The sequence below is a fragment of the Fructilactobacillus sp. X8R4C1 genome, from assembly GCF_059900905.1.
The window spans coordinates 161979-185296 of the sequence record NZ_JBWXVJ010000003.1; the positions used below are offsets into that span (position 1 = coordinate 161979).

Below are 23318 nucleotides of genomic sequence, written 5' to 3' on the forward strand. Positions count from 1 at the left end.
GTAATAGGAGAGAGTACCATGGAAAAAATTGTTGTGCATGGCGGAAACAAACTTAATGGTCGAGTTCACATTGAGGGTGCAAAAAATGCCGTTTTACCGATTCTAGCTGCTACTATTCTTGCAAGTGATGGCGAGACTGTTTTAACCAACTGTCCCATGTTGTCCGATGTGTTTACTATGAATGAAGTTTTAAAACATTTGGGCATTCGAGTTGATTTTGATAAAAGTAAAAATAAAATTACAGTGGATGCTTCTGGGCAAATTTCACCAGAAGCTCCGTACGAATATGTTTCAAAAATGAGAGCCTCAATTGTTGTGATGGGTCCACTTTTAGCTCGCTTAGGTCAAGCAAAAGTTGCTTTACCAGGAGGATGTGCAATTGGAAGTCGTCCCATTGACTTACATTTGCGTGGCTTTGAAGCCTTAGGTGCTCACATTGAACAACATGATGGTTACGTAGAAGCATCTGCTCCTAACGGACTTACTGGAACCGATATTTATTTCGATTTTCCAAGTGTTGGTGCTACTCAAAATGTAATGATGGCCGCTACCCTTGCAAAGGGAACTACCAAGATTCAAAACGTTGCCCGTGAACCTGAGATTGTTGACTTACAAAAAGTATTGAACAAAATGGGAGCAAAAGTTTCTGGAGCAGGCACTGATACGATTACAATTACCGGAGTACCAAGTGTTCATGGTGCTAGTCATGAAGTGGTTCAAGATCGAATTGAAGCTGGGACTTTTATGGTTGCCGCAGCGCTTACTGAAGGAAATCTTTTAATTGAAAACGGGATTACCGAACATAACTTACCATTAATTTCCAAAATGAAACAGATGGGGGTTAAAGTTGAACAAGAACGCGATGGTGTTCGTGTCATTGGACCCGCAAAATTAAAACCAGTTAACGTTAAGACTGCCCCATATCCAGGCTTTCCTACTGACATGCAGCCTCAAATGACAGTATTGCAGTTAAGGGCCGATGGTGTCAGCAAGCTAACGGAAACTGTTTTTGAAAATCGGTTTATGCACATGGAAGAATTACGCAGAATGGGTGCTAAGTTCGACATTAATGGCGAAACGGTCACCATGTATGGACCAACCCATTTTGAGGGTGCTAAAGTTGCTGCGACTGATCTTAGAGCTGCAGCTGCATTGATTTTAGCTGGTCTAGTTGCTGATGGTTATACGGAAGTTACTAATCTGAAGTATCTTGATCGTGGCTACTACGAATTTCACAAGAAACTGCAAAAACTTGGCGCAGAAGTTGAACGAATCCCAATTAAAGAAAGCGACGCAATTGCTAATGACTAACTTGATCGTTAGAAAAATTTAGATAATTTCGTATGTGATAATTCTCTTTTGCTATTCTGGATATGCTATAATTTAGTTAAACGATGTTACGGAAGGAAGTATTTTTATGGCACAAGATATTGGGATTGACTTAGGAACTGCTAACGTTCTTATATACGTTACGGGGAAGGGTATTGTTCTTAATGAACCATCTGTAGTTGCCGTTGATACTAAAACAAATAAGGTATTGGCGGTCGGTTCTGAAGCTTACCAAATGGTAGGTAGAACTCCTGGAAACATTAAAGCCATTAGACCTTTAAAAGACGGAGTTATTTCTGATTTTGACATTACTCAAGAAATGCTTTCGTATTTTATCAGTAAATTAAGCGTTAAAGGCGTTGTTTCTAAACCACAGACGATGATCTGTGCTCCTACAAACATCACTAACATTGAACGAAAAGCAATTATCCAAGCAGCGGAACGCGCAGCTGGTGGCGAAGTTTTCATTGAAGAAGAGCCTAAAGTAGCTGCCGTAGGTGCTGGTATGGATATCTACCAGCCTCATGGTAGCATGGTAATCGATATGGGTGGTGGAACCTCAGACATTGCGGTTCTTTCACTCGGTGATATCGTAGCCAGTAAATCACTTAAAATTGCTGGAGATGTGATGAACGTTGATATCGTTAACTTCTTGAAACAAGAACATAACCTTATTATCGGTGAACACACCGCTGAACGAATTAAAATGCAGATTGGAACGGCAGACGTTTCCACCCAAGATGTTAAAGAGATGGAGGTTAGAGGTCGTGACTCAGTTAGTGGGATGCCTAAATCGGTAACCATTACTAGTCAGGAAGTTGCGAGAGCTATTAGTGGTTCAATTAACTCCATTGTGTCAGGTGCAAAGGCAGTCTTAGAGACAATTCCACCAGAAATTTCAGCTGATATTATTGATCGAGGAGTAATGTTAACCGGTGGTGGTGCACTTCTTAAAGACATTGATACTGTAATTTCAAATGCGTTAACGGTTCCGGTTTATATTTCTGAAGATCCTTTAGATAACGTTGCAAAGGGTGCTGGTGAAATGCTTGAGCACATGAGTAGCAATAAAAAGAGTCGTGGATTTTTCAGTAGAAAATAATTGAGAGAAAAAATTGAAACGAGTATTTATATCTTTAATTAAGTTTTACCAGCGCTTTATTTCACCATTGTTTCCGCCTAGTTGTCGGTACTCACCAACCTGTTCGCATTATATGCTCGAAGCGATCAATCGCTTTGGAGCATTGAAAGGGACACTGATGGGGTTTACACGAATTTTGAGGTGTAATCCACTGGTTAAGGGTGGATACGATCCAGTTCCCAAGAAGTTTTCATTGGGAAGAAATAAAAAAGCTGAGGAAGATTATCGTCGCTCAATGAAGCTAAAATAGTTGATTTTATCAACTATTTTTTATTCTAGGAGGTTTTTAAGCGTGACTCGAAAGGAAAAACGAATCGGTGTTAATATTATTGATGATCCAGAAGAAAACGCGTTGAAATTGGTGCAAATTGGCGGTCATACCGTGGGCACCATTGAAGAAAAGAACGGGAAGTCAATTTGTGTGGTTGGTGACAAAACTTTCCATGAAAACAGCGAAGAAGATGCTGTTGCTGAGGTAATAAGAGAGTATAATTTGCACCAAAGATAAGTATGATTTATGAAAAAAAGGAGTTCTAATCGTGTTTAATAGGTCGGAAAGTACAGACGAGAATCGAATCGATTGGGGAATCATTTTTTGTGTACTGATGCTTGCTTTGGTGGGCATAGGGTCGATCTTTGTAGCTGCCAGTCATGATACAAGTCAAACAAGTGTCGTAAAGGCGGTTGTTTCACAATTAGTGTGGTACGCAATTGGTGCAATTGCCATCGTTGTGATTATGCAATTTGATTCCGAACAGTTATGGAAATTAGCACCTTATGCGTATTGGTTTGGGATCTTTCTTTTAGTTGCTGTTTTGTTCTTGTATAGTCGTTCCTATGCGGCACAAACTGGTGCTAAAAGTTGGTTTCAGTTAGGGCCACTGACATTTCAACCATCTGAAATCATGAAACCTGCGTATATTTTGATGTTGGCTAAAGTCATTGCTTCTCACAATAATGAACATCCAATTCATGAAACTCGAAGTGATTGGGCGTTACTTGGTAAAATGATTCTATGGACGATTCCAATTGTGATTTTACTAAAGTTGCAAAATGACTTTGGAACTACCATTGTGTTCATTGCCATCCTGGCCGGGATGATGATTGTATCCGGTGTTACGTGGAAAATACTGGCGCCAATCTTTGGTGTTACAGGTGGTCTTGGTGCCATCGCACTGACACTTGCCATTACTAAAGAGGGTCGGATGTTACTTGGTCATTTTGGCTTTAAGTCTTATCAATTCGCTCGAATTGATACTTGGTTGCATCCTGAGTCAGATACGAGTAACCAAGGATTTCAACTATGGCAAAGTATGAAAGCAGTTGGATCAGGAGGTCTTACTGGAACGGGATTCAATGTTTCAAAAGTTTACGTTCCTGTTCGTGAGTCTGATATGATCTTTTCCGTGATGGGAGAGAACTTTGGATTCATTGGTGGGGTATTATTGATTCTTCTTTATTTCTTATTGATTTATGAAATGATCAAGGTTACTTTTGAGACTAAGAATGTTTTCTATGCCTATATTTCTAGTGGAGTTATTATGATGATTTTATTCCATGTTTTTGAAAACATTGGAATGAGCATTGGGTTGCTGCCAATGACTGGAATTCCGCTCCCATTTGTGAGCCAGGGAGGTTCTGCCTTAATTGGTAACATGATAGGGATTGGGTTGATAATGTCAATGCAATACCATAACAAGAGTTCAATGTTTAGTACAGATAAGAATTTCTCATAAAGCATGTTCATTCATGCTTTTTTATTTGTGATTATTTATCGGTTAATTTTTGTGTTATAATTAAGGTTCTATTATGAACGACAGAGGTGCGAATATGACTAAAAATAAGAAGCACGTCGCGTTATTATTTGGTGGTAATTCATCAGAACACGACGTCTCAAAAAGATCCGCGCATAATATTTATGATGCGATGGACAAGGATAAGTATGAAGTCAGCTTATTCCTAATTACTAAGGATGGAATCGTCTTGAGCGATGATGCTTCACATCGTGTATTTGATGGTGAAGATGAAACGGATGTGGAAAAAGATGAGATTTTAAATCTCGACATGAATAATCCGCTAGCTCCCATTATTAATTTCGATAGTGCTAAAAATATTGACGTTTTCTTTCCCATTATTCACGGAAACTTAGGGGAAGATGGAACCATACAGGGGCTATTACGTCTAATGAATAAGCCCTACGTTGGAAGTGGAATCTTAGCTTCTGCAATGGCTTATGATAAGGATATTACTAAGAAAATCCTGGATGAAGCAGGTATTAACAATACCAAATACGTCTTATTGACTCCGGATAATCGTAAAGATTGGAATTATGCTAAATTATCTAAAAAGCTCGGTTCATTAATGTTTATCAAACCAGCCAATCAAGGTTCTTCCATCGGTATTCATCAGGTGCATAATCAAGAGGAATTGGATAGCGGACTAGAAGATGCTTTTCGTTATGACAACAAAATTTTGATTGAGGAAGCAATTGAGGGACCAGAAGAAGTCGAAATTTCTATTTTAGGAAACGAAAATCCAAAGGCATCAAAATTAGGGGCAATTAAAGTTCCAGCAGATGACAAATTCTATACCTATGACAACAAGTTCGTGGATGCCAGTCAGGTCCAATTTACCATTCCAGTTGAATTGCCAGATGGTGTCGATGATCAAATCACGAACATGGCATTAGACGCTTATAAGGCACTTGGATTAAAGGGAATGGCACGAATTGATTTTCTTGTTTCAAAAGATTTTAAGCCATATTTGAGTGAAGTTAACACATTACCGGGCTTTACAAATATTTCTTTGTATCCGCAACTTTGGGAAGCTTCTGGAATTAGTTATACCGAATTAATCGATAAATTGATTGAACTAGCTTATGCTGAATTTGACCGTCAATCCAAAATTTTGCATGACTTTAAGCCGCTTCAAAAGGGCGATCAGAAAAAAGTATATAAGGATAAGTAATAAAAAAAGATTATGACATAGTCATAATCTTTTTTTATTTGAGGACAGTTCTTCGTATATACTTATAAGAGGTGATAATAATGGAAAGATATAGCTGGGCAACTAAGAGTCCACAATTGATGAATTATCATGATACGGTGTGGGGTGTTCCAGATTATGACGAAAAAGCATTATTTAGAGAACTGTCACTAGAAATAATGCAAGCAGGACTTCAGTGGAATTTAATTTTGAAGAAGTTAGATGGACTGGATAGCATTTATCATAATTTTGATTTTAACTATTTGTCTACTCACGCAGAAACCATCAAAGACACTGCAATGAGTGACAAAGGTGGAATTAGAAATCGATCGAAACTTGATGCCATTTTAACCAATGCCAAGATTGTTTTTGAGTTAGAGGGAAAGGGGATTCATTTTTTTGACCAATTATGGCAGCAGGTGAATTATACCCCCGTTGATCATTTAATTATTGATGATCAAATCGATATTTCGGAAATGAAACCAATGATTAAAAAATTTAATCAGGTTTTTCAAATGTATCATTTTAAAAGAGTTGGGCCCACAACACTCTATTCGTTTTTACAAGCTTCGGGGATCATTAATGATCATAACGTTAATTGTTTTAGACACGATGAAATTTTGAATCGTCAAGGGAGATGACGTGCAATTGGAAGTCATAATGCCCTCAAAAGCGCTATTGAAAAAGATTGGAGCGAGAATTAAAAAACGCCGAATTGATATTCATATGACGCAGTCGGAGCTTGCCAAAGGACTATGTACTCAGTCAACCATCAGTGCGCTTGAAAATGATGGGTGTTTTAATCAATGGGTGATTATTCCAGAAATTGTGTCCCGATTGGGATTGAACTTAGACGAAGTTTGTTCTGATGAAAAGTATTGCTATGCTAAAAAAATACTGAAGAAAGTTGAAAGCATTCTACTTCATTATCATTTCAAGAAAGCTAATACGATTATTGAAACAATTAAAGTTGAGAATATTGATTCAAGAGAAATCAAAGGAAGATATTATTGTGAACGTGGTTTTGCGGAACTATTTTGTGGTTTTTCTTTAGATGAAGTAATCCTATGCTTTCATACTATGATTGACTCGTGTTCCGTCAAAACAAATTTTATTTGTACTGCATGGAGTTATTTGGGCATTGCAATCTCATATCGGAGATTGGGATGCCAAAAATTGGCTCGTAAGTATTTGGATGATGCTTTGGTGAGGATGGGGCAATTGCTACATCGAAGAGAAATGAATACAATTGATCGATATGTTGTCATTAAGTTAGGACTTGCCATTGTCACTTTCGCATTTGTAGCTAACGATAATCAACTAGTGATTTCTGAATCCAATGTTATGATATCTTGCCTAAAACGCAAGTATTCCTTCTATTGTTTGAAATCATTTTATAGTTTGAAATATTTGAGTTATAAACGAGAAAAACTGTTTGAAAAGGCAGAAAGCACCCAAATTAAAATCAATCTTTTGAAAGGAGTAAGAGATAGCGGGCGGATTGATAAATTATTAAAAATTGCTAAAACAAAAAATCATTCGAAATAATCATCGAATGATTTTTTGTTTTACTTAGAAACTTTTTGTTTTCCTTTTTTAGGATCAACTTTTTGATTATTTAGATTTGTTCTTACAACTAATACATCACAGACCGCCATCCTAGTGACATATTCAGTTACTGAACCAATTAGTAACCGTTCAACACCATTTAACCCGGTTGCACCGATCATGATTAAATCAATATCGAGTTTGTCTGGAATTTCCTTTGAGATGATTGTTTTCGGTGCGCCATATTCGATTGAATAATCAACTTTGTTAACGCCATCATCCTTAGCTTCTCTGGCGTACTGTTCGAGTGTTTTTTTAGCGTTTTGAGTTACTTCTTCAACTACTGATGTATCAAAACTAGAGATATTTTGAAATGCTCGTGTGTCTACAACGTGGACAATGTGTAAATGAGCATCATTACGTTTGGCAACGGCAACGGCCTTTTTAAAAGCCAACTCGGATTCGTATGAACCATCAACGGGAACTAAAATATTATTGTATTCTTGTAGCATAAAAACCACCTCGATGTTTTATTTAACTTAATTCTAGTATTTTTTAATTGAAAAGTCAGATATAAAGGCTATTTATCCATGTATTGAATGATGAATAGTTCTGGAATCACAGCACACAAACACCCCGCACATAAGACTAGCAGAGTAAAAACAGTGTTATTGAAGAATATTGAAATAATTCCTAAAATTGCTACCACAATTAGAATGACACCACTAATGAGTAAGATGATGCTTAATGATGTAAACTTTTCGGGATGAAATAGTAGGAAACTTTTATGAGCATGGGTTAAAAAATAAATTCCGTTAATAATTAAAATTACGGAGAAAAATAACATTAAAACTTTGATGAGCATCGACAATTATTCCTTTCCGACATGCTTTTCAGCCTCGTTGATTTTTTCATATTGATCAGCTAGAGCTCTTTCGTATTTACCGTTCAGCTTTGGTTGGTAGTACTTGGCATTCTTAATTTTGTCAGGAAGATACTGCTGTTTAACCCAATCATTGGGATAATTATGTGGGTATTTATAACCGACGTGTCCTAGTTTTTTGGCACCCTTGAAATGGGCATCTTTTAAGTGATCAGGAATGTCTCCATAATTGCCAGTTTTTACGTCAGATAAAGCCTTATCAATCGCTGTAATTCCTGAATTTGATTTTGGTGAAAGACAAAGATCAATGATGGCATCAGATAGCGGAATCCGTCCTTCAGGGAGACCGAGTTTATCAGCAGCTTGCACTGCCGATACTGTTCTGGAAGCAGCAGCCGGATTAGCTAACCCAATGTCTTCATACGCAATTACCATTAATCTTCTTGTTAGGGAGTTTAAATCCCCTGATTCAATTAACCTCGAGGCATAGTGTAGGGCCGCGTTAACATCGGAGCCACGAATTGATTTTTGAAGTGCTGACATCACGTTGTAGTGAGCGTCGCCATTTTTATCTTGACTTAGTGCTTTCTTTTGTAAACAAGCTTCAATATCAGCCAGAGTAATGTGAATGACGCCATCTTGGTCAGGCGTAGTGGACTTAGCTGATAATTCTAGGGCGTTTAAAGCACTTCTCAAATCGCCGTTGGTACTGTGAACTAAAAAGCTCATGGCGTTATGGTCAAGTTTGATCTTTAGATTACCTAAGCCATTTTGCTTGTCCACTAGTGCTCGCTTAACAGCTTTGGTTATGTCATCACTGGTTAATGGATGAACTTGAAATATTTCTGTTCTAGAACGAATGGCCGGGCTGATATTGATGTAAGGATTTTCTGTCGTTGCCCCGATTAAAATAATTTGGCCACTTTCTAGTAGTGGTAACAAAAAATCCTGCTTGGTCTTATCTAACCGATGGATTTCATCTAGTAATAACACTACCGTTCCACTCATTTTAGCTTCTTCAGCTACCGCCTGAAGGTCTTTTTTGGTATCAGTTGCTGCATTTAACATCCGAAAAGCATATTTAGTCGAACCCGCAATTGCACTTGCAATGCTGGTTTTTCCGGTGCCAGGTGGCCCATATAAAATCATTGATGAAAGCATTTTAGCTTTTACCATGCGATCAATAATCTTGCCCTTGCCAACCAAATCCTGTTGGCCAACAATATCTTCAATTTTAGTGGGCCTCATTCTGTAGGCGAGGGGCTTTTGCATTTTATAGCTTCTTTCTACTTAAATAACCGTGAGAACCATGATTGATGTTTTTTAGGTTGATCGTCATCATGTTTGGCGTTAACCTTACTAGGATCAAAATCAATATGGTCTTTATTAATTGCGTCAGGTGCAACTAAGACCACAGCGTATTGATTAGGCATCGTACCATAAGCGCTGTTATTTTTTAAAGTGAACTTAGTGTTATTTTGGCTAGCCAACTTCATGTACGGTTGTTGCTGTTCTTCAGCTATATTGCCGTTAATGAAGAGTTGATAAGTGGGATGTTGTTTCATTTCTTTACTTAACTGATCGATTGCATTCTGGTTTTTATCTTCAGAAACCGTAATGGCGAAGTCGACCCGTTCTCGAAAAGTTCCCAAGTATTTTCGTTGCTCATCTGGGTTAATTTGAGGGGAGTTTCCACTCATTGCTTGATCAAGTCGATTTTGAACTGATCCTTTGTCATCTGTCATAATATTTGCTCCTTATTGAGTATTTACTACATTTTAACATTAAAGAAATTGGAGATACAAAAAGGCGGTCTCAATCGAGATCGCCTTTTATCTAACAAACACAATATTTTAACGGTTGTAGTATTCAACAACTAATGAAGTATCGATGTCTGCATTTAATTCATCTGGTTGTGGATATCTAGTCAATGAACCCTCAAGCTTATCAGCATCAAATGATACATAAGCAGGGCGGCTCACAACTGATTCGACAGCTTCTTTGATGATGCCCATGTCCTTATCCTTTTCACGAACGCCGATCACTTGACCAGGCTTTACTTCGTAAGAAGGGATGTCAACCCGCTTGCCATCAACGGTAATATGACCGTGGTTAACTAATTGTCTAGCTTGTCGTCTAGTGGTAGCTAAGCCTAAACGGTAAACCATATTATCTAAACGGCTTTCAAGCATAATTTCAAAGTTATCACCATGCTTACCCTCACGGATTTTACCAGAGCGGTTAAACAATGAGTAAAATTGACGTTCAGTTAAACCATACATGTAACGTAATTTTTGCTTTTCACGTAATTGAACACCATATTCTGAAAGTTTTTGACGACGACCTTGGCCGTGAACACCTGGAGCATATGGACGACGTTGTAATTCTTTACCAGTACCTGATAAAGAAACTCCAAGACGACGAGAAATTCTCCAACTTGGACCTGTATATCTTGACATAAATGAATCCTCCAATAAAATATTTGGAGTAAAATAACGATGTACGCTTAGTATTCGTGCATATCCCTCTGAACTTTCGCCTCAGCAGCCAGTGGGTTACTAATTAAACTACAAGTAGCAAGGACATGTTGACGAGCTTACCGCATACTGCTGCATTATTTTACACAAGCCCAATTATATGAAATTAGCACCTAAAAGTCAATGCAACGTTGCAATTGATGATCTTAAAACTCAGAATGCTATCATAAATTTTTCTCATTTATGATATAATTACTTTAATAACGAGGAAAAGTTTATACATAATTAATTTGTTGAAGGACGGGTATTTAATGGTTAACGTCATTATTGGAATTTTAGTTGTAGTAGCTGTAATTTATTGTGCCGTGGTCATGTATCAGCACCATTTATTAAAAATTGCTGAAACAATTGAAAAACGCGTTAAGCGCCTAAATGATTTGAATCTGCAAGATGAGATTAATAAGGTGAAAGATATTGGCCTCACTGGTGATTCATTAAGTAGCGTTAATAGTGCTCAAGCTGATTTTGATAACGTTACTAATCACTTACTTCCTTCCGTCAAAAATAACGTTGAAGCGGTAAAAAGTGACGCAAAGGGAATTAACTTTGTTAAGACACGGGAAGTTTGCTCAGATGCAGAACAACAAATTAAAACCTCAGAAGATGATGTAAAGGTAATTCGTCAGTTTTTAGCTAAAATGAATCAGCTGAATTCTGAACATAAGAAAGCCATTACTGATCTAGAGGGTCGTTATAAGGAACTTCGAAAAGAATTGCTTACTAAGAATGCTTCCTTTGGGCCCGCAATTGATGCGCTTGAAAATCAGTTGTCGACGATTGAAGGGACCTTTGATGATTTTTCTAATCTATCAAAAAATGGTGATCACGAAAGGGCTGATAAAATTCTTGGTGATTTAAATAAGTCAACTAATCAGTTAGAAGCTGATGTTCAACAAATTCCTCATTTATATGCTACTAATAATGTAGAATTTAAAAATCAAATTGATGAGATTAGCTCAACTCATTCTAAAATGAATGCAAGTGGGTATGAATTTGCTGATGATGAATTTGACGTCTCTTTAGAGGAATTAAGAACAGCCGTTTCCGATAACCTTGAAAATATTGCTCACCTTGATTTAAAATTGGCCAAGGATTCTGATAGTGAGATTGAGACCAAGATTGATCGTCTTTACGATTTAATGGAAAAGCAATTAATTGCTAAGAAAAAAGTTGATAAAGGATTTAAGATAACTGGAGAATATATCCAACACGCCAAAAAACAAAATCAGGTTTTAATCGATGAATTAGATCGACTCAGTCATAATTACTCACTAGAACATGGTGAGATTGATAAGGCCAATGCTTTAGGAAAACAAATTGATGAAATTGAAGCTACCTATAAAAAAGATCGTGAGGCAATTGACAACAAGAAAGCCATTTATACTCACATCCTTGACAACGTTACTAGTAGCGATAGTCAATTAACGGAGATTGAAAAGAAACAACGGGCCATTAATGATTCGGTTGCTGACTTTAAGGATGAAGAGCAGAAGGCCCATCAGGTCTTAGATGATCTTGATTTGGAACTTCATGGAATTCAGCGTAAGATTGATGAGTTGAATTTACCGGGCATATCACAGGATTACATTGACTACTTTGGCATTGTGGCTGACGAGATTAAAGATCTTAATCGGACGATGGATAAGGTCAAGATTAGTATGGATGATGTTCAAAAACAGTTAAGCGTGATTAAATCAGATCGGGATACTCTTGAAGAGAAGACTGATGATTTAATTGATAGCTCATCGCTTGCTGAGCAAGTGATGCAATATGCCAATCGTTATCGAAATTCTGATCCAGAGATTAACAGAGCACTGGTAAAAGCTAAGCATCTGTTTGACGATGAATATAAGTATCCTGAAAGCTTAGAAACGATTGCCACTGCGATTGATAAAGCCAATCCTGGATCCTACAAGCGAATTGAAAATACTTATTACAAAAATAAGCAAGATTCACAAAATCAAAAGTAAGCACGAACAAGCTGAATTAGAGTTGGAACAATTCAGCTTGTTTTTATTATGTTTCAATGCTGGTATAATAAATCTTGTTGTAATTTGGACGAATTAGAAAGAGAGGGTACCAAATGATTTACTTTGATAATAGTGCGACGACTAAAGTAGATAGTCAGGTTTTGGATACCTATAATCAGGTAAGTGAAAAGATCTGGGGAAATCCTTCCAGTCTTCATAACTTTGGTCAACAATCGTTTAATTTATTGAATCAATCAAGAAATCAAATTGCGAGAATTTTAGGAGTAGAACCTAACGAAATCTACTTTACTAGTGGAGGAACTGAAGGTGACAATTGGGTTATAAAGGGGACCGCCAAAGAGAAACATCAATTTGGTAAGCATATCATCACTTCTTCTGTTGAACATGCAGCGGTGAAAAATTCAATGCACGCTTTAGAAGATTTGGGATTTGACGTTACTTATTTACCAGTTGATAAAGAGGGACGAGTTTCAGCAAAAGATTTAGAATCCGCTATTAGACCGGATACTATCTTGGTGTCAATCATGGCGGTTAATAATGAGATGGGCGCTATTGAACCCATCAATGAAATTAGTGATGTCTTAAAACAATATCCCAAAATTCATTTTCATGTTGACGCCGTCCAGGCTGTTGGTAAAGGTCTACACGATTTGGTTTTCAATGATCGAGTTGATTTTGTCACATTTTCTGGGCATAAATTTCATGCTCCCAGAGGAATTGGTTTGATATATGGGAAAAACGGTCGTAAGATTGCTCCATTAATGGATGGTGGTGGCCAAGAACGAGGGCAACGGAGTGGGACTGAGAATCTGCCTGCAATAGTAGGGATGGCTAAAGCACTCAGAATCATTTCGGATCATGAATCTGAAAGCATTGCACGTGAACAAAAGATCAGAGAACGAATTTATGCTCATATTACTAAGTTCAACAAGGTTCATCCTTTCTCCGGTTTATCAGACCACTTTGCTCCACACATTCTTTGCTTTGCAATTGAAGGAGTGAAAGGTGAAACGATCGTGCATGCCTTTGAAGAACATGGGATTTACATTTCTACTACGAGCGCTTGTTCATCCAAAAAAGAGGAAACGGCAGGAACTTTAGATGCTATGGGAGTAGACCCAAGCATCGCTCGCAGTGCCGTTCGAATCTCCTTAGGAGACAAAAATACTTTAGATGAAGCTGATAAGTTTAATCAAGTATTTGATGAATTGTACGAAGAATTCAAAAAGTTAAGTTAGATAATCATTAAAGAATAGTAAAGGAGTGAGGGTGTGAAGTATAGTGAGATTATGGTTCGTTACGGCGAACTGTCCACAAAGGGAAAAAATCGCAGGGTCTTTATTGGGCAGCTGGGACATAACATTAGGCAAGTTTTAAAACAGTTTGATGGAGTCACCGTTGACGCCCAACGGGATCGGTTACATGTCAGTTTGCATGGTCAAGATGCAGCTCCAGTGATGGCAGCCTTAAAAAAAGTCTTTGGAATTGAGACTTTTTCACCAGTTGTTAAGTTGGAAAAAAATACCCCAATTGAAGACATTCAGAAAAAGGCACTCGCAATGATTTCGAATCAATTCCAGAGTGGTCAAACATTTAAGATTTCAACTAACCGTCAAAATAAAGATTATCCACTAAATACTTATCAAGTAAATGATGAGGTCGGCGGGTATGTCTTAGATCATTTGGATGGGATTAAAGCTCAAATGAAAAGACCTGACATTAACTTACAGATTGATGTCAGAATGTCTGGCATTTATTTATCAAGTGAGACGATTCAGGGAGCATTAGGACTACCAGTTGGAACTGGCGGACGTGGTACCATGATGCTTTCAGGAGGCATTGATTCACCCGTTGCGGCGTACATGGCCATGAAGCGTGGGGTAAAGTTAGATATGATTCATTTCTACAGTCCTCCATACACTAGTGAACAAGCGCTAGCAAAAGCTAAGGATTTGACGGCTAAACTTTCGGCATTAGGTGGAACCGTTGATTTTATCCAGGTCCCATTTGCTAAGATTCAAGAAGAGATTAAAGAAAAAGTTCCAGAGGGTTACTTGATGACGGTTCAGCGCCGGATGATGTTGAGAATTGCCGCAGCAATTACCATTGCACGTCATTGTGATGGAGTATTTACCGGTGAGTCGTTAGGACAAGTTGCTTCACAGACTTTAGAAAGTATGCGAGCTATTAATGATGTGACTAATTTGCCAGTTCTACGTCCGTTGCTTTCTTTGGATAAGACTGAGATTATTAAGATTGCTGAACAAATTGACACCTATGATTTATCAATTCTTCCTTATGAGGACTGCTGTACGATCTTTACCCCACCAGCACCGAAAACGAAGCCGGACGTGGAGAAAGCCAGAAAGTTTGAAAGAAACATTGACGTGGATGGTTTAATGAAAGAAGCCTTTGACGGTATTACGATCAGTAAGATTCACCCAAATGATGATTATTTGAACGCTAATGAAGATGTTTTTTCAGAATTACTTTAATGTGATTGACTAAAGATTATAAATTGAGTAATATTTATTATGTTAAATGCTTTGATCAAGAGGTTGGTTGTTATGACGCGCAGAGAGTGGACACGTGCTGGAAAGTCCATGCGTTAAAACTGTCATTGTTGCTTGTGAGCAGTTATGTTGAATGAATTAAGATGTAATCGGTACTAGCCGTTATCTAGTTAAGTTGGAATTAGCAATAATTCAATTTAGGTGGTACCGCGAGCATTCGTCCTATTCTGGACGGATGCTTTTTATTTTAAAAATGAGGTGAAGAAATGGCAAAAGAAGTAGATATGTCAACGAAATATGATCCCAACTCAGTTGAAGCAGGGATGTATAAGAAATGGCTTGATGAGGATGTTTTCAAGCCAAATGGGGATAAAAAGGCAAAACCATATTCAATTGTTTTACCTCCGCCAAATGTGACCGGTAAACTTCACTTGGGTCACGCCTGGAATACCACTCTTCAAGACATGTTAATTAGACAGAAACGGATGCAAGGTTATGATACAGTTTGGATTCCTGGGATGGATCATGCGGGAATTGCAACTCAAGCAAAAGTTGAAGCCATGCTTAACGAGAAGGGGATCTCGCGGTACGATTTGGGTCGTGAAAAATTTGTCGATAAGGTTTGGGAATGGAAAGACGACTTTGCTGATACGATCCATAAACAGTGGGCCAAACTGGGGTTATCACTTGATTACAGTCGTGAACGCTTTACGTTGGATGATGGTTTGTCAAAAGCCGTCAGGAAAGTATTTGTTGACTTGTATAATCAAGGGTTAATTTACCGTGGTGAATACATTATTAATTGGGATCCAAAGGCTCGGACTGCTTTATCTGATATTGAAGTTATTCACAAAGATGATAAAGGCGCTTTCTATCACGTTAAGTATCCGTTTGCTGATGATACGAAATTTAATGGAAAGAATTACATTGAAATCGCTACAACTCGTCCTGAGACTATGATGGGTGATACTGCTGTCGCAGTGAACCCAAGTGATGATCGTTATAAAGATTTAGTGGGTAAAAAAGTGGTTGTTCCACTCGTAAATCGGACCATTCCGATTATTACCGATCAGTACGTTGATCCTGAATTTGGGACTGGAATGGTTAAGATTACGCCAGCCCACGATCCTAATGATTTTAAAGTTGGGAACAGACATGATTTAAAACGGATTAATACCATGAATAAAGACGCTACGATGAACGAAAATGCTGGGAAGTATGAAGGCATGGATCGTTTTGATGCTCGAAAGGCAATGGTCAAGGACCTTGAAGATCAAGGCTTGATGATTAAAATTGATCCCATTGTTCACTCGGTTGGTCATTCTGAAAGAACCGGGGTTCAGGTTGAAGCTCGCCTTTCGACTCAATGGTTTGTAAAAATGAAACCATTGGCCAAAAAGGCAATGAAGAATCAAAAGACCAATGATGCGGTTAGTTTCATTCCAGAACGATTTGAGCATACCTTTATGCAATGGATGGAAAACGTTCATGATTGGGTTATTTCAAGGCAACTATGGTGGGGACATCGGATTCCTGCCTGGTACAATAATGAGACTGGCAAGATTTACGTTGACGAAAACGCTCCTAAGGATCCCGAAAACTGGACGCAAGATCCAGACGTGTTGGATACCTGGTTTTCATCAGCTTTATGGCCATTTACAACCCTTGGTTGGCCTGATACTGACTCAAAAGATTATCAACGCTATTTTCCTACCAACACGCTTGTAACTGGTTATGATCTGGTATTCTTCTGGATCTCAAGAATGATTTTTCAAAGTTTACATTTTACCGGTAAGCGTCCATTTAAAAACGTGCTGTTACATGGTTTAATTCGTGATGAACATGGGGTTAAGATGAGTAAGTCTTTAGGTAACGGGATTGATCCAATGGATGTTATTGATCAGTACGGAGCCGATGCCTTGAGATGGTGTCTTTCAACTGGAACAACGCCTGGACAGGACATGAAGTTTAGTTATAGTAAGGTTGAATCAGCCTGGAATTTTGTCAATAAGATTTGGAATGCCAGTCGTTATGTCATCATGAATTTAGGTGATATGTCTAAACCAGAGTTACCAGCTCAATCAGAATGGAACTTATCCGATCGATGGATTCTTTCGAAATTAAACTCTGTTGTTAATCGTGTTACCGAAGAATATGACAAGTTTAACTTTGGTGAAGCCAACCGTTCACTTTATGATTTTATTTGGAATGATTTTTGTGATTGGTACATTGAAATGAGTAAGGAAATTTTGACTGGCTCAGATGAAAAAGCCAAACAAAACACGCGAAATATCCTAGCTTACGTTTTGGATCAAATTTTGCGATTACTCCAACCAGTTATGCCATTTGTTACTGAAAAAATTTGGCTTTCAATGCCGCACGTTGGTGAATCATTGGTGGTAGCTGAGTATCCAGTAACTCATGATGAGTTTGATGATAAAAAAGCAGAATCAAATATGAATCATCTGATTGACGTTATTAAAGCAGTCAGAAATATCCGTTCGGAGGTTAATGCACCACTATCTAGTCCAGTTGACATTCTAGTTAAAACTAAGAATTCCGATTTGAAAAGGGTACTAGAAGATAACAGTGACTACATTGAACGATTTGGTCACCCTGATAAGTTAGAGATTGGTTCTGACATTAATATTCCTAAATTGGCTATGACATCGATAATTACTGATGCTGAGATCAGCATCCCACTGGATGAACTGGTTGACCTCAATGATGAAAAAGAACGGCTACAAAAAGAAGTCCAAAAATTTGAATCGGAAGTCAAACGAGCACAGAAAAAACTAGCTAATAAAAAGTTTGTAGACAATGCTCCGGAGGCAGTTGTCAACGAGCAAAAGGAAAAGCAAACCGACAATGAGGCTAAACTTAAAGCCGTTAAAATCCGACTTAAAGATGTAATCGATGCTTTAAATAAGTAAAAGACGAGGCTCAGCTAAACAGCTGAGCCTTCTTTTTAGAGGAGTGGAATGGTGATTGATAGTTACAGTGCAGCATTAAAGTATATCCATGGTAGACCACGAATTAAAAAAGAACCACCTACAAAGCGGATGGATCACTTTATGAAGAAATTGGATTTTCCAGAAAAAACGCTAAGCTGCATTCACGTAGCGGGAACTAATGGAAAGGGCTCATGTGTTGCTTATTTAAGTAACATGTTAATGGCTTCTGGACTCTCAGTTGGAACCTTTACTTCACCATTTATGATTAAGTTCAACGAGCGGATCAGTGTGAATAATCAACCAATTTCAGATGATGAAATTTTAGAGTTGGTGCGTGAAATTAAGCCGATTGTCGATGAAATTGATAAGAATGATCCTGATTTAGGTCCCTCTGAATTTGAAATCATTTGCGCTATGATGTTCATCTATTTCCGTGATCATCCCGTTGACGTTGTGATTGTAGAGGCCGGAATTGGAGGAAGATCCGATTCCACCAACGTGGTTAATTCCAAAATGTCAATTATTACTACCATTGGGATGGATCACATGGCACTGCTTGGTGATTCGGAAGAAAAAATTGCGGATAATAAGGCTGGAATTATTCGCAAAAACCGTCCATGTGTGATTGGAGGGATCAAAGCAGGTCCGAGAAAGGTGATTGAACGAGCAGCTATAAAATTAGATAGTCCGATTTGGGAATTAAAGCGTGATTATCAATTCGTGCCGATAAATCAAAATCATTTTAATTTTTCAAGTGATCATTTGAACATTGATAACATTTCAATGAGACAAATTGGAAGCTTTGAAATGGAAGATGCTGCGATTGCGATTGAAGCTTTCTTGGTTTATGCGTTCAATTATTTAAATATGACAGAACCATCCATGATTTCTTCGGTCAAAGCGGGAATTAGTTCAACAAAATGGATTGGAAGGATGGAAGTAATTAATAATGATCCCACGATTATGATTGATGGGGCACATAATGTCCCAGCAATTCAGAGCCTTTTGTCGTCGCTTCGTTTTAGAAGTAGTAAGTGGAGAAATTCTCATCTTACAATTGTGATGGGGGTTTTCGCTGACAAACAGTATCCAGAAATGCTAAAAATTGTTAAGTCTTTGTCTAATAGTGACGTTATTTTGACACGGTTTTCTGCGGGAGAAAAGCGGGCAAGTGCTGACTTTTCTAAACTTGATATCAATAACTTTCCTAATGTTTCATTAGTTAGCGATTGGCATAAAGCACTGAACAAATCGGTAAAAAAGGTCCGTGACAGTAAAAATGATAATCAGTTAATTTTGGTTACTGGATCGCTGTTATTTATCTCGGAAGTTAGAAAATATATTAAAGAAAATGAAGAAAAACTTAAGTAACTAATTTTGGCCTTATATTTCTGACTGATATAAATGCAGTATGATATACTAGTCTTATCAAAGTAATTACTTAAAAATTAAAACTTAAAATTGAAGGGATGAATAAATTGTTCGGATTAGGTACAAAAAACATCGGAATCGATTTAGGAACCGCTAATACCATTGTTTATGTTGATGGAAAAGGAATCGTTTTACGAGAACCCTCTGTGGTTGCTAAAAATACAAAAACTGGCGAGATTGTTGCTGTTGGTCAACAAGCCGAATCTATGATTGGTAGAACGCCTGCCAGCATTGAAGCTATTCGTCCAATGAAAGACGGTGTAATTGCTGATTATGATACTACTGTGACCATGATGAAATATTATATCGATAAAGCATTGGGAAGCCACGGTGGTAAGCCTTATGTAATGGTTTGTGTTCCAAGTGGTATCACTGCTGTGGAAAAGCGTGCCGTAATTGATGCTACTCGAGTTGCTGGAGCAAAGGATGCTTATGTAATCGAAGAACCATTTGCTGCTGCAATTGGTGCCGGTCTACCAGTTATGGATCCAACTGGAAGCATGGTTGTTGACATTGGTGGTGGAACTACCGACGTCGCTACTATTTCTCTTGGTGGAATCGTATCATCACGTTCGGTGAGAATGGCTGGTGATAAGTTGAACGAAGTGATCGTTACCTTTATCAGAAAAAATTATAATGTGCTAATTGGTGAACCAACTGCAGAGCATTTGAAATGCACCATTGGTTCTGCATCAATTGGTGCCGCAAAGGACATGAATGATGAAACCGTTCGTGGAAGAGACTTATTGACCGGCCTTCCTAAGTCAGTTGAAGTAACTGCGGAGGATGTGGCTTCTGCAATGCACGAAGACATTCTTGAGATCATCACTACGATTAAAGAAACTCTAGAAGAGACATCTCCTGAAATTTCTGCTGATGTGATTGATCATGGAATTGTTCTTACCGGTGGCGGTGCTCTACTCAAAAATCTCCCAGAAGTAGTATCAGATGCCACTCAAGTTCCTGTGACAATTGCCAAAGATCCGATGGATTGTGTAGCAATTGGAACCGGTGAATCGCTTAAAAGTATTGAGGCAATGAATAGAAAATAAATTGGATAAGCGGGGATGAATTCCCGCTTATTTATTTTAAGCACGTACGGAGGATTATTATGCACAAGTTTTTTTCAAGTCGAAAGCTAGTAATCATTGTCGTTTGCTTAATTATTGGCTTAGGTTTGATTAGTGGGTCAGTGGCAGTGCGAAAAAATCGTGCTACTCCTCCATTGATTCAACAAGTTGGAAATGATGTTGTTGGATTTGGCGATCGAATTGTTAGTATTCCTGCCAATGGCGTTGGCTCATTGTTTGGTGCCACTGATAATTTGTTAAATACTTATCAGGAAAATAATCATTTAAAGGGTCAGGTTGAACAATTAGCTCAAACTCAAGTTAAAAATCAAGCACTGGAAAATGAAAATGAAAAATTAAGACAACAGTTAAATATCAAGGGGACTCCCACGGACTACAAGGCGATTAATGCTAGCGTAATTACTCGGACGCCATCCTCATGGCAAAATCAACTGATCATTAATAAGGGATCGGCTGCAGGAGTTCAAAAGAACATGTCTGTAATTGTTAATTCTGGATTAGTTGGTCGGGTTGCTGAAGTTAATAAGACCAACAGTAAAGTCGAACTAATCACCGACAAAAGTGATACTGCTAGTCGTTTTGCGGTTCAGGTTCAAGGAGAAAAGAAAGTCGTTAATGGATTAATTGACGGTTATAATCGTGATACTAATGAGTTGGTAATGGGAAGTGTTACTAATCAAGACAAGATCAAGACTGGGACGAAAGTTATGACTAATGGTCTTGGTGGCGTGACTCCTAAGGGACTTTATGTCGGAAAAGTTGCTGGAACTAAACAAAATAGTGATGGTATTTCTGAAAAAGTCAACATTAAACCAGCTGCAAACATGGATGATATTGAGGCGGTGACCGTAATTGGCAAGAAGGATTAGAAGAGGAAGTCCAATGAGACGTCCTTCCCGGTTAAAGTTCTTATATCCAATTGGGTTGGTCATTTCATTTCTACTGGAAGGAACGATTTCTAAACTTTTTTCACCAGTACTTTTTGGCAAATTTTCAATGGTACCTTACTTAACCTTATTGTGGTTGGTAATGGCCACTCTTTTTGCGCGCCATGAGAAATTACACATGGGCTGGTGGGCCTTAGGAATTGGAATCGTTTATGATATTTATTACGTTGGAATTATTGGGATCTTTACGTTTGCATTTCCGCTGGTGGTTTATGTTAATCGAATGGTTTTAAAATTTGTGCGTGAAAACATGGTCACTTCATCTCTACTTTATGTTGGGGATGTTTTGGTGGTATTTATTTTGAGCTACTTAGGTGACCGAATTGCACATATTGCCTCTCTTAGTGGTGTACAGTTATTGATTTATACTTTAGGGCCAACGTTAGTGTTGAACCTGATCTTATTTGTAATTCTGTATCTCCCAATCAGGGCACTTTTCAATTATTTTAGTTAAACTAGGAGCATTGACTGTATGGAAAATGTAGTTTTAAAGGGTACTCAAAATGGTTATGAAATTAATATTTCTGATACCAGTAGTTTTGATAGTGACATTAATGAATTCAAGAACTTGATGGAACAACTTAGTAGTGGAAAAGAATTAGGGAATGCTAAACAATTTTCTTTTGATGTTTTTACCGGGAATCGGATTCTCACTGGAGCGCAAAAGCAAACGTTAAGGGAGATTGTTTCTAAATATCCAAGGATGAGTATCAGGCGATTTATGGCTGATGTAGTTACTACATCAGAAGCATACCGAATCCGGGACTTAAATAAGGTTTCCGTCATTGGGAGAACCATCAGAAATGGTGAAGAGATTACAGCCAAGGGCGACGTCCTTTTTTTTGGTGCCATTCATGAGGGAGGTAAATTACTTGCGGGCGGTAACGTTTATAATTTAGGATATGTGAGAGGAATTGTGCACGCTGGATTTCCGAACGATGAAGAGGCCATTGTAATTGGCAACTTAAACGATGCCCAGCAGGTTCGGATCGGAGAACAGTTTGATATCGTCAGCGATAATAAGAATAGAATTTCTGAAAACAGCCGTACTGTTATTTACATTAATGACTTACATACTATCGAGTATGGCAATTTAGATCAGATTAAAGACATTAGTCCGAAGTTTTATAATCGAATAGGAGGAACCGAATAATGGGAAAAGCAATCGTTATTACCTCTGGAAAGGGTGGAGTTGGTAAAACAACTACTTCAGCTAACATCGGGACTGCTTTAGCCTTAATGGGGAAGCGCGTCTGTTTGATGGATTTGGATATCGGCCTTAGAAACCTTGACGTGGTTCTTGGACTAGATAATCGAATTATGTATGACATCGTTGACGTTGCCAATGGACGGGTTCCACTGCAAAAAGCATTGGTAAAGGATAAACGCTTTGACGATAATTTATACTTATTACCAGCCGCTCAAAATACAGATAAATCGGCCTTAAAAGAGGACCAAGTTAAAGATATTGTTGATGAATTAAAGCCACAATTTGATTTCGTGTTGATTGATTGTCCGGCAGGAATTGAACAAGGGTTTCTCAATTCTGTTGCTGGGGCAGATAGTGCCATTGTGGTTACCACACCGGAAATTTCTGCAGTTCGAGATGCAGATCGAATTGTAGGGCTATTAGGGAAGCATCCTTTAAAAGAAGCTCCAAGGTTGGTTATTAATCGAGTTCGACCAAGTATGATGGACAATGGCGATGTAATGGATATTGACGAAATTACCCATCACCTGGGAATTAGTTTACTTGGAGTTGTAGTTGATGATGATAAGGTAATTACTACTTCAAATCATGGCGAACCAGTAGTTTTAGATACTGATGATCCTGCATCAACGGCTTATCGTAACATCGCACGACGCTTGCTTGGAGAAACCGTTCCATTGATGAAAATTAAGCCACAGAAAAAAGGTTTTTGGTCTAAATTCAAACACGTATTTACAAAGAATTAGTTATACTAATTG

Annotated in this window: 22 protein-coding genes and 1 other annotated feature; of the genes, 18 read left to right on the forward strand and 4 right to left on the reverse strand. The window is 38.1% G+C overall.

Annotated features, from left to right (window positions below):
- Window positions 1-18 precede the first annotated feature (18 nt).
- From murA to AC6UDA_RS05685, 8 genes are all read left to right on the forward strand, one after another.
- Window positions 19-1311: a UDP-N-acetylglucosamine 1-carboxyvinyltransferase gene (murA, locus tag AC6UDA_RS05650; RefSeq protein WP_500709436.1), complete on the forward strand. Its 1293-nt coding sequence runs from the start codon at window positions 19-21 to the stop codon at window positions 1309-1311.
- 106 nt (window positions 1312-1417) lie between these two features.
- Window positions 1418-2431 carry a rod shape-determining protein gene (locus AC6UDA_RS05655; RefSeq protein WP_500694359.1) on the forward strand — a complete coding sequence of 338 codons (1014 nt, stop codon included), beginning with the start codon at window positions 1418-1420 and terminating at the stop codon, window positions 2429-2431.
- 13 nt (window positions 2432-2444) lie between these two features.
- Window positions 2445-2720 carry a membrane protein insertion efficiency factor YidD gene (yidD, locus tag AC6UDA_RS05660; protein WP_500711257.1) on the forward strand — a complete coding sequence of 92 codons (276 nt, stop codon included), beginning with the start codon at window positions 2445-2447 and terminating at the stop codon, window positions 2718-2720.
- A gap of 42 nt (window positions 2721-2762) precedes the next feature.
- Window positions 2763-2978: a DUF2969 family protein gene (locus tag AC6UDA_RS05665; RefSeq protein WP_500711259.1), complete on the forward strand. Its 216-nt coding sequence runs from the start codon at window positions 2763-2765 to the stop codon at window positions 2976-2978.
- 31 nt (window positions 2979-3009) lie between these two features.
- Window positions 3010-4206 carry an FtsW/RodA/SpoVE family cell cycle protein gene (locus tag AC6UDA_RS05670; RefSeq protein WP_500694362.1) on the forward strand — a complete coding sequence of 399 codons (1197 nt, stop codon included), beginning with the start codon at window positions 3010-3012 and terminating at the stop codon, window positions 4204-4206.
- A gap of 94 nt (window positions 4207-4300) precedes the next feature.
- Window positions 4301-5437 carry a D-alanine--D-alanine ligase family protein gene (locus AC6UDA_RS05675; protein ID WP_500711261.1) on the forward strand — a complete coding sequence of 379 codons (1137 nt, stop codon included), beginning with the start codon at window positions 4301-4303 and terminating at the stop codon, window positions 5435-5437.
- An 80-nt stretch (window positions 5438-5517) separates the two neighbouring features.
- A complete protein-coding gene (locus AC6UDA_RS05680; RefSeq protein ID WP_500711263.1) occupies window positions 5518-6096 on the forward strand; it encodes a DNA-3-methyladenine glycosylase I in 579 nt (192 codons plus the stop codon).
- A gap of 37 nt (window positions 6097-6133) precedes the next feature.
- Window positions 6134-7003, forward strand: a complete 870-nt coding sequence (locus AC6UDA_RS05685; protein WP_500711264.1) for a helix-turn-helix domain-containing protein — start codon at window positions 6134-6136, stop codon at window positions 7001-7003.
- Window positions 7004-7023: 20 nt separating this feature from the next.
- On the opposite strand, the gene AC6UDA_RS05690 is transcribed toward AC6UDA_RS05685, so the two are convergent.
- From AC6UDA_RS05690 to rpsD, 4 genes are all read right to left on the reverse strand, one after another.
- A complete protein-coding gene (locus AC6UDA_RS05690) occupies window positions 7024-7515 on the reverse strand; it encodes a universal stress protein (RefSeq protein ID WP_500694366.1) in 492 nt (163 codons plus the stop codon).
- A 359-nt stretch (window positions 7516-7874) separates the two neighbouring features.
- Window positions 7875-9158, reverse strand: coding sequence for a replication-associated recombination protein A (locus AC6UDA_RS05695; protein WP_500711266.1), 1284 nt, complete (start codon window positions 9156-9158; stop codon window positions 7875-7877).
- Between the two features lie 14 nt (window positions 9159-9172).
- On the reverse strand, window positions 9173-9631 hold the full coding sequence (locus AC6UDA_RS05700; protein ID WP_500711268.1) for a YueI family protein: 459 nt from the start codon (window positions 9629-9631) through the stop codon (window positions 9173-9175).
- A 108-nt stretch (window positions 9632-9739) separates the two neighbouring features.
- Window positions 9740-10345 carry a 30S ribosomal protein S4 gene (rpsD, locus tag AC6UDA_RS05705; RefSeq protein WP_039144319.1) on the reverse strand — a complete coding sequence of 202 codons (606 nt, stop codon included), beginning with the start codon at window positions 10343-10345 and terminating at the stop codon, window positions 9740-9742.
- A 329-nt stretch (window positions 10346-10674) separates the two neighbouring features.
- Here rpsD and ezrA point away from each other — a divergent pair, with 329 nt between their 5' ends.
- The 10 genes from ezrA (at window position 10675) to minD (ending at window position 23306) form a co-directional block, all read left to right on the forward strand.
- Complete coding sequence (gene ezrA / locus AC6UDA_RS05710; RefSeq protein ID WP_500711270.1) at window positions 10675-12393, forward strand: septation ring formation regulator EzrA; 1719 nt, start codon at window positions 10675-10677, stop codon at window positions 12391-12393.
- A 113-nt stretch (window positions 12394-12506) separates the two neighbouring features.
- Window positions 12507-13652, forward strand: coding sequence for a cysteine desulfurase family protein (locus AC6UDA_RS05715; RefSeq protein ID WP_500694370.1), 1146 nt, complete (start codon window positions 12507-12509; stop codon window positions 13650-13652).
- A gap of 33 nt (window positions 13653-13685) precedes the next feature.
- On the forward strand, window positions 13686-14909 hold the full coding sequence (gene thiI / locus AC6UDA_RS05720; protein ID WP_500711272.1) for a tRNA uracil 4-sulfurtransferase ThiI: 1224 nt from the start codon (window positions 13686-13688) through the stop codon (window positions 14907-14909).
- Window positions 14910-14951: 42 nt separating this feature from the next.
- Window positions 14952-15155, forward strand: a binding site (T-box leader).
- A 38-nt stretch (window positions 15156-15193) separates the two neighbouring features.
- Complete coding sequence (locus tag AC6UDA_RS05725) at window positions 15194-17860, forward strand: valine--tRNA ligase (RefSeq protein ID WP_500711274.1); 2667 nt, start codon at window positions 15194-15196, stop codon at window positions 17858-17860.
- Window positions 17861-17908: 48 nt separating this feature from the next.
- The gene (locus AC6UDA_RS05730) at window positions 17909-19252 is read left to right on the forward strand and encodes a bifunctional folylpolyglutamate synthase/dihydrofolate synthase (protein WP_500711276.1); all 1344 of its coding nucleotides are present in this window, start codon (window positions 17909-17911) and stop codon (window positions 19250-19252) included.
- A gap of 107 nt (window positions 19253-19359) precedes the next feature.
- Window positions 19360-20364, forward strand: a complete 1005-nt coding sequence (locus tag AC6UDA_RS05735; RefSeq protein WP_500694426.1) for a rod shape-determining protein — start codon at window positions 19360-19362, stop codon at window positions 20362-20364.
- A 59-nt stretch (window positions 20365-20423) separates the two neighbouring features.
- Window positions 20424-21272 carry a rod shape-determining protein MreC gene (mreC, locus tag AC6UDA_RS05740; protein WP_500694374.1) on the forward strand — a complete coding sequence of 283 codons (849 nt, stop codon included), beginning with the start codon at window positions 20424-20426 and terminating at the stop codon, window positions 21270-21272.
- Entirely contained in the window at window positions 21256-21804 is a 549-nt protein-coding gene (gene mreD, locus AC6UDA_RS05745) for a rod shape-determining protein MreD (protein ID WP_500701328.1), read from the forward strand. Before mreC ends, mreD begins: the two co-directional genes overlap by 17 nt.
- A gap of 18 nt (window positions 21805-21822) precedes the next feature.
- Window positions 21823-22503 (forward strand): septum site-determining protein MinC, encoded by a 681-nt coding sequence (locus tag AC6UDA_RS05750; RefSeq protein WP_500694376.1) that lies wholly within the window; start codon window positions 21823-21825, stop codon window positions 22501-22503.
- On the forward strand, window positions 22503-23306 hold the full coding sequence (gene minD / locus AC6UDA_RS05755) for a septum site-determining protein MinD (protein ID WP_500711278.1): 804 nt from the start codon (window positions 22503-22505) through the stop codon (window positions 23304-23306). The genes AC6UDA_RS05750 and minD overlap by 1 nt, the downstream gene beginning before the upstream one ends.
- Window positions 23307-23318: the final 12 nt, after the last annotated feature.

Excerpts from the sequence above, each read along its gene's own strand:
- murA (WP_500709436.1), top strand. The coding sequence starts at position 19 with ATGGAAAAAATTGTTGTGCATGGCGGAAACAAACTTAATGGTCGAGTT.
- AC6UDA_RS05655 (WP_500694359.1), top strand. The coding sequence starts at position 1,418 with ATGGCACAAGATATTGGGATTGACTTAGGAACTGCTAACGTTCTTATA.
- AC6UDA_RS05675 (WP_500711261.1), top strand. The coding sequence starts at position 4,301 with ATGACTAAAAATAAGAAGCACGTCGCGTTATTATTTGGTGGTAATTCA.
- AC6UDA_RS05680 (WP_500711263.1), top strand. The coding sequence starts at position 5,518 with ATGGAAAGATATAGCTGGGCAACTAAGAGTCCACAATTGATGAATTAT.
- AC6UDA_RS05690 (WP_500694366.1), bottom strand. The coding sequence starts at position 7,515 with ATGCTACAAGAATACAATAATATTTTAGTTCCCGTTGATGGTTCATAC.
- AC6UDA_RS05695 (WP_500711266.1), bottom strand. The coding sequence starts at position 9,158 with ATGCAAAAGCCCCTCGCCTACAGAATGAGGCCCACTAAAATTGAAGAT.
- AC6UDA_RS05700 (WP_500711268.1), bottom strand. The coding sequence starts at position 9,631 with ATGACAGATGACAAAGGATCAGTTCAAAATCGACTTGATCAAGCAATG.
- rpsD (WP_039144319.1), bottom strand. The coding sequence starts at position 10,345 with ATGTCAAGATATACAGGTCCAAGTTGGAGAATTTCTCGTCGTCTTGGA.
- ezrA (WP_500711270.1), top strand. The coding sequence starts at position 10,675 with ATGGTTAACGTCATTATTGGAATTTTAGTTGTAGTAGCTGTAATTTAT.
- AC6UDA_RS05715 (WP_500694370.1), top strand. The coding sequence starts at position 12,507 with ATGATTTACTTTGATAATAGTGCGACGACTAAAGTAGATAGTCAGGTT.
- AC6UDA_RS05725 (WP_500711274.1), top strand. The coding sequence starts at position 15,194 with ATGGCAAAAGAAGTAGATATGTCAACGAAATATGATCCCAACTCAGTT.
- AC6UDA_RS05730 (WP_500711276.1), top strand. The coding sequence starts at position 17,909 with ATGGTGATTGATAGTTACAGTGCAGCATTAAAGTATATCCATGGTAGA.
- mreC (WP_500694374.1), top strand. The coding sequence starts at position 20,424 with ATGCACAAGTTTTTTTCAAGTCGAAAGCTAGTAATCATTGTCGTTTGC.
- AC6UDA_RS05750 (WP_500694376.1), top strand. The coding sequence starts at position 21,823 with ATGGAAAATGTAGTTTTAAAGGGTACTCAAAATGGTTATGAAATTAAT.
- minD (WP_500711278.1), top strand. The coding sequence starts at position 22,503 with ATGGGAAAAGCAATCGTTATTACCTCTGGAAAGGGTGGAGTTGGTAAA.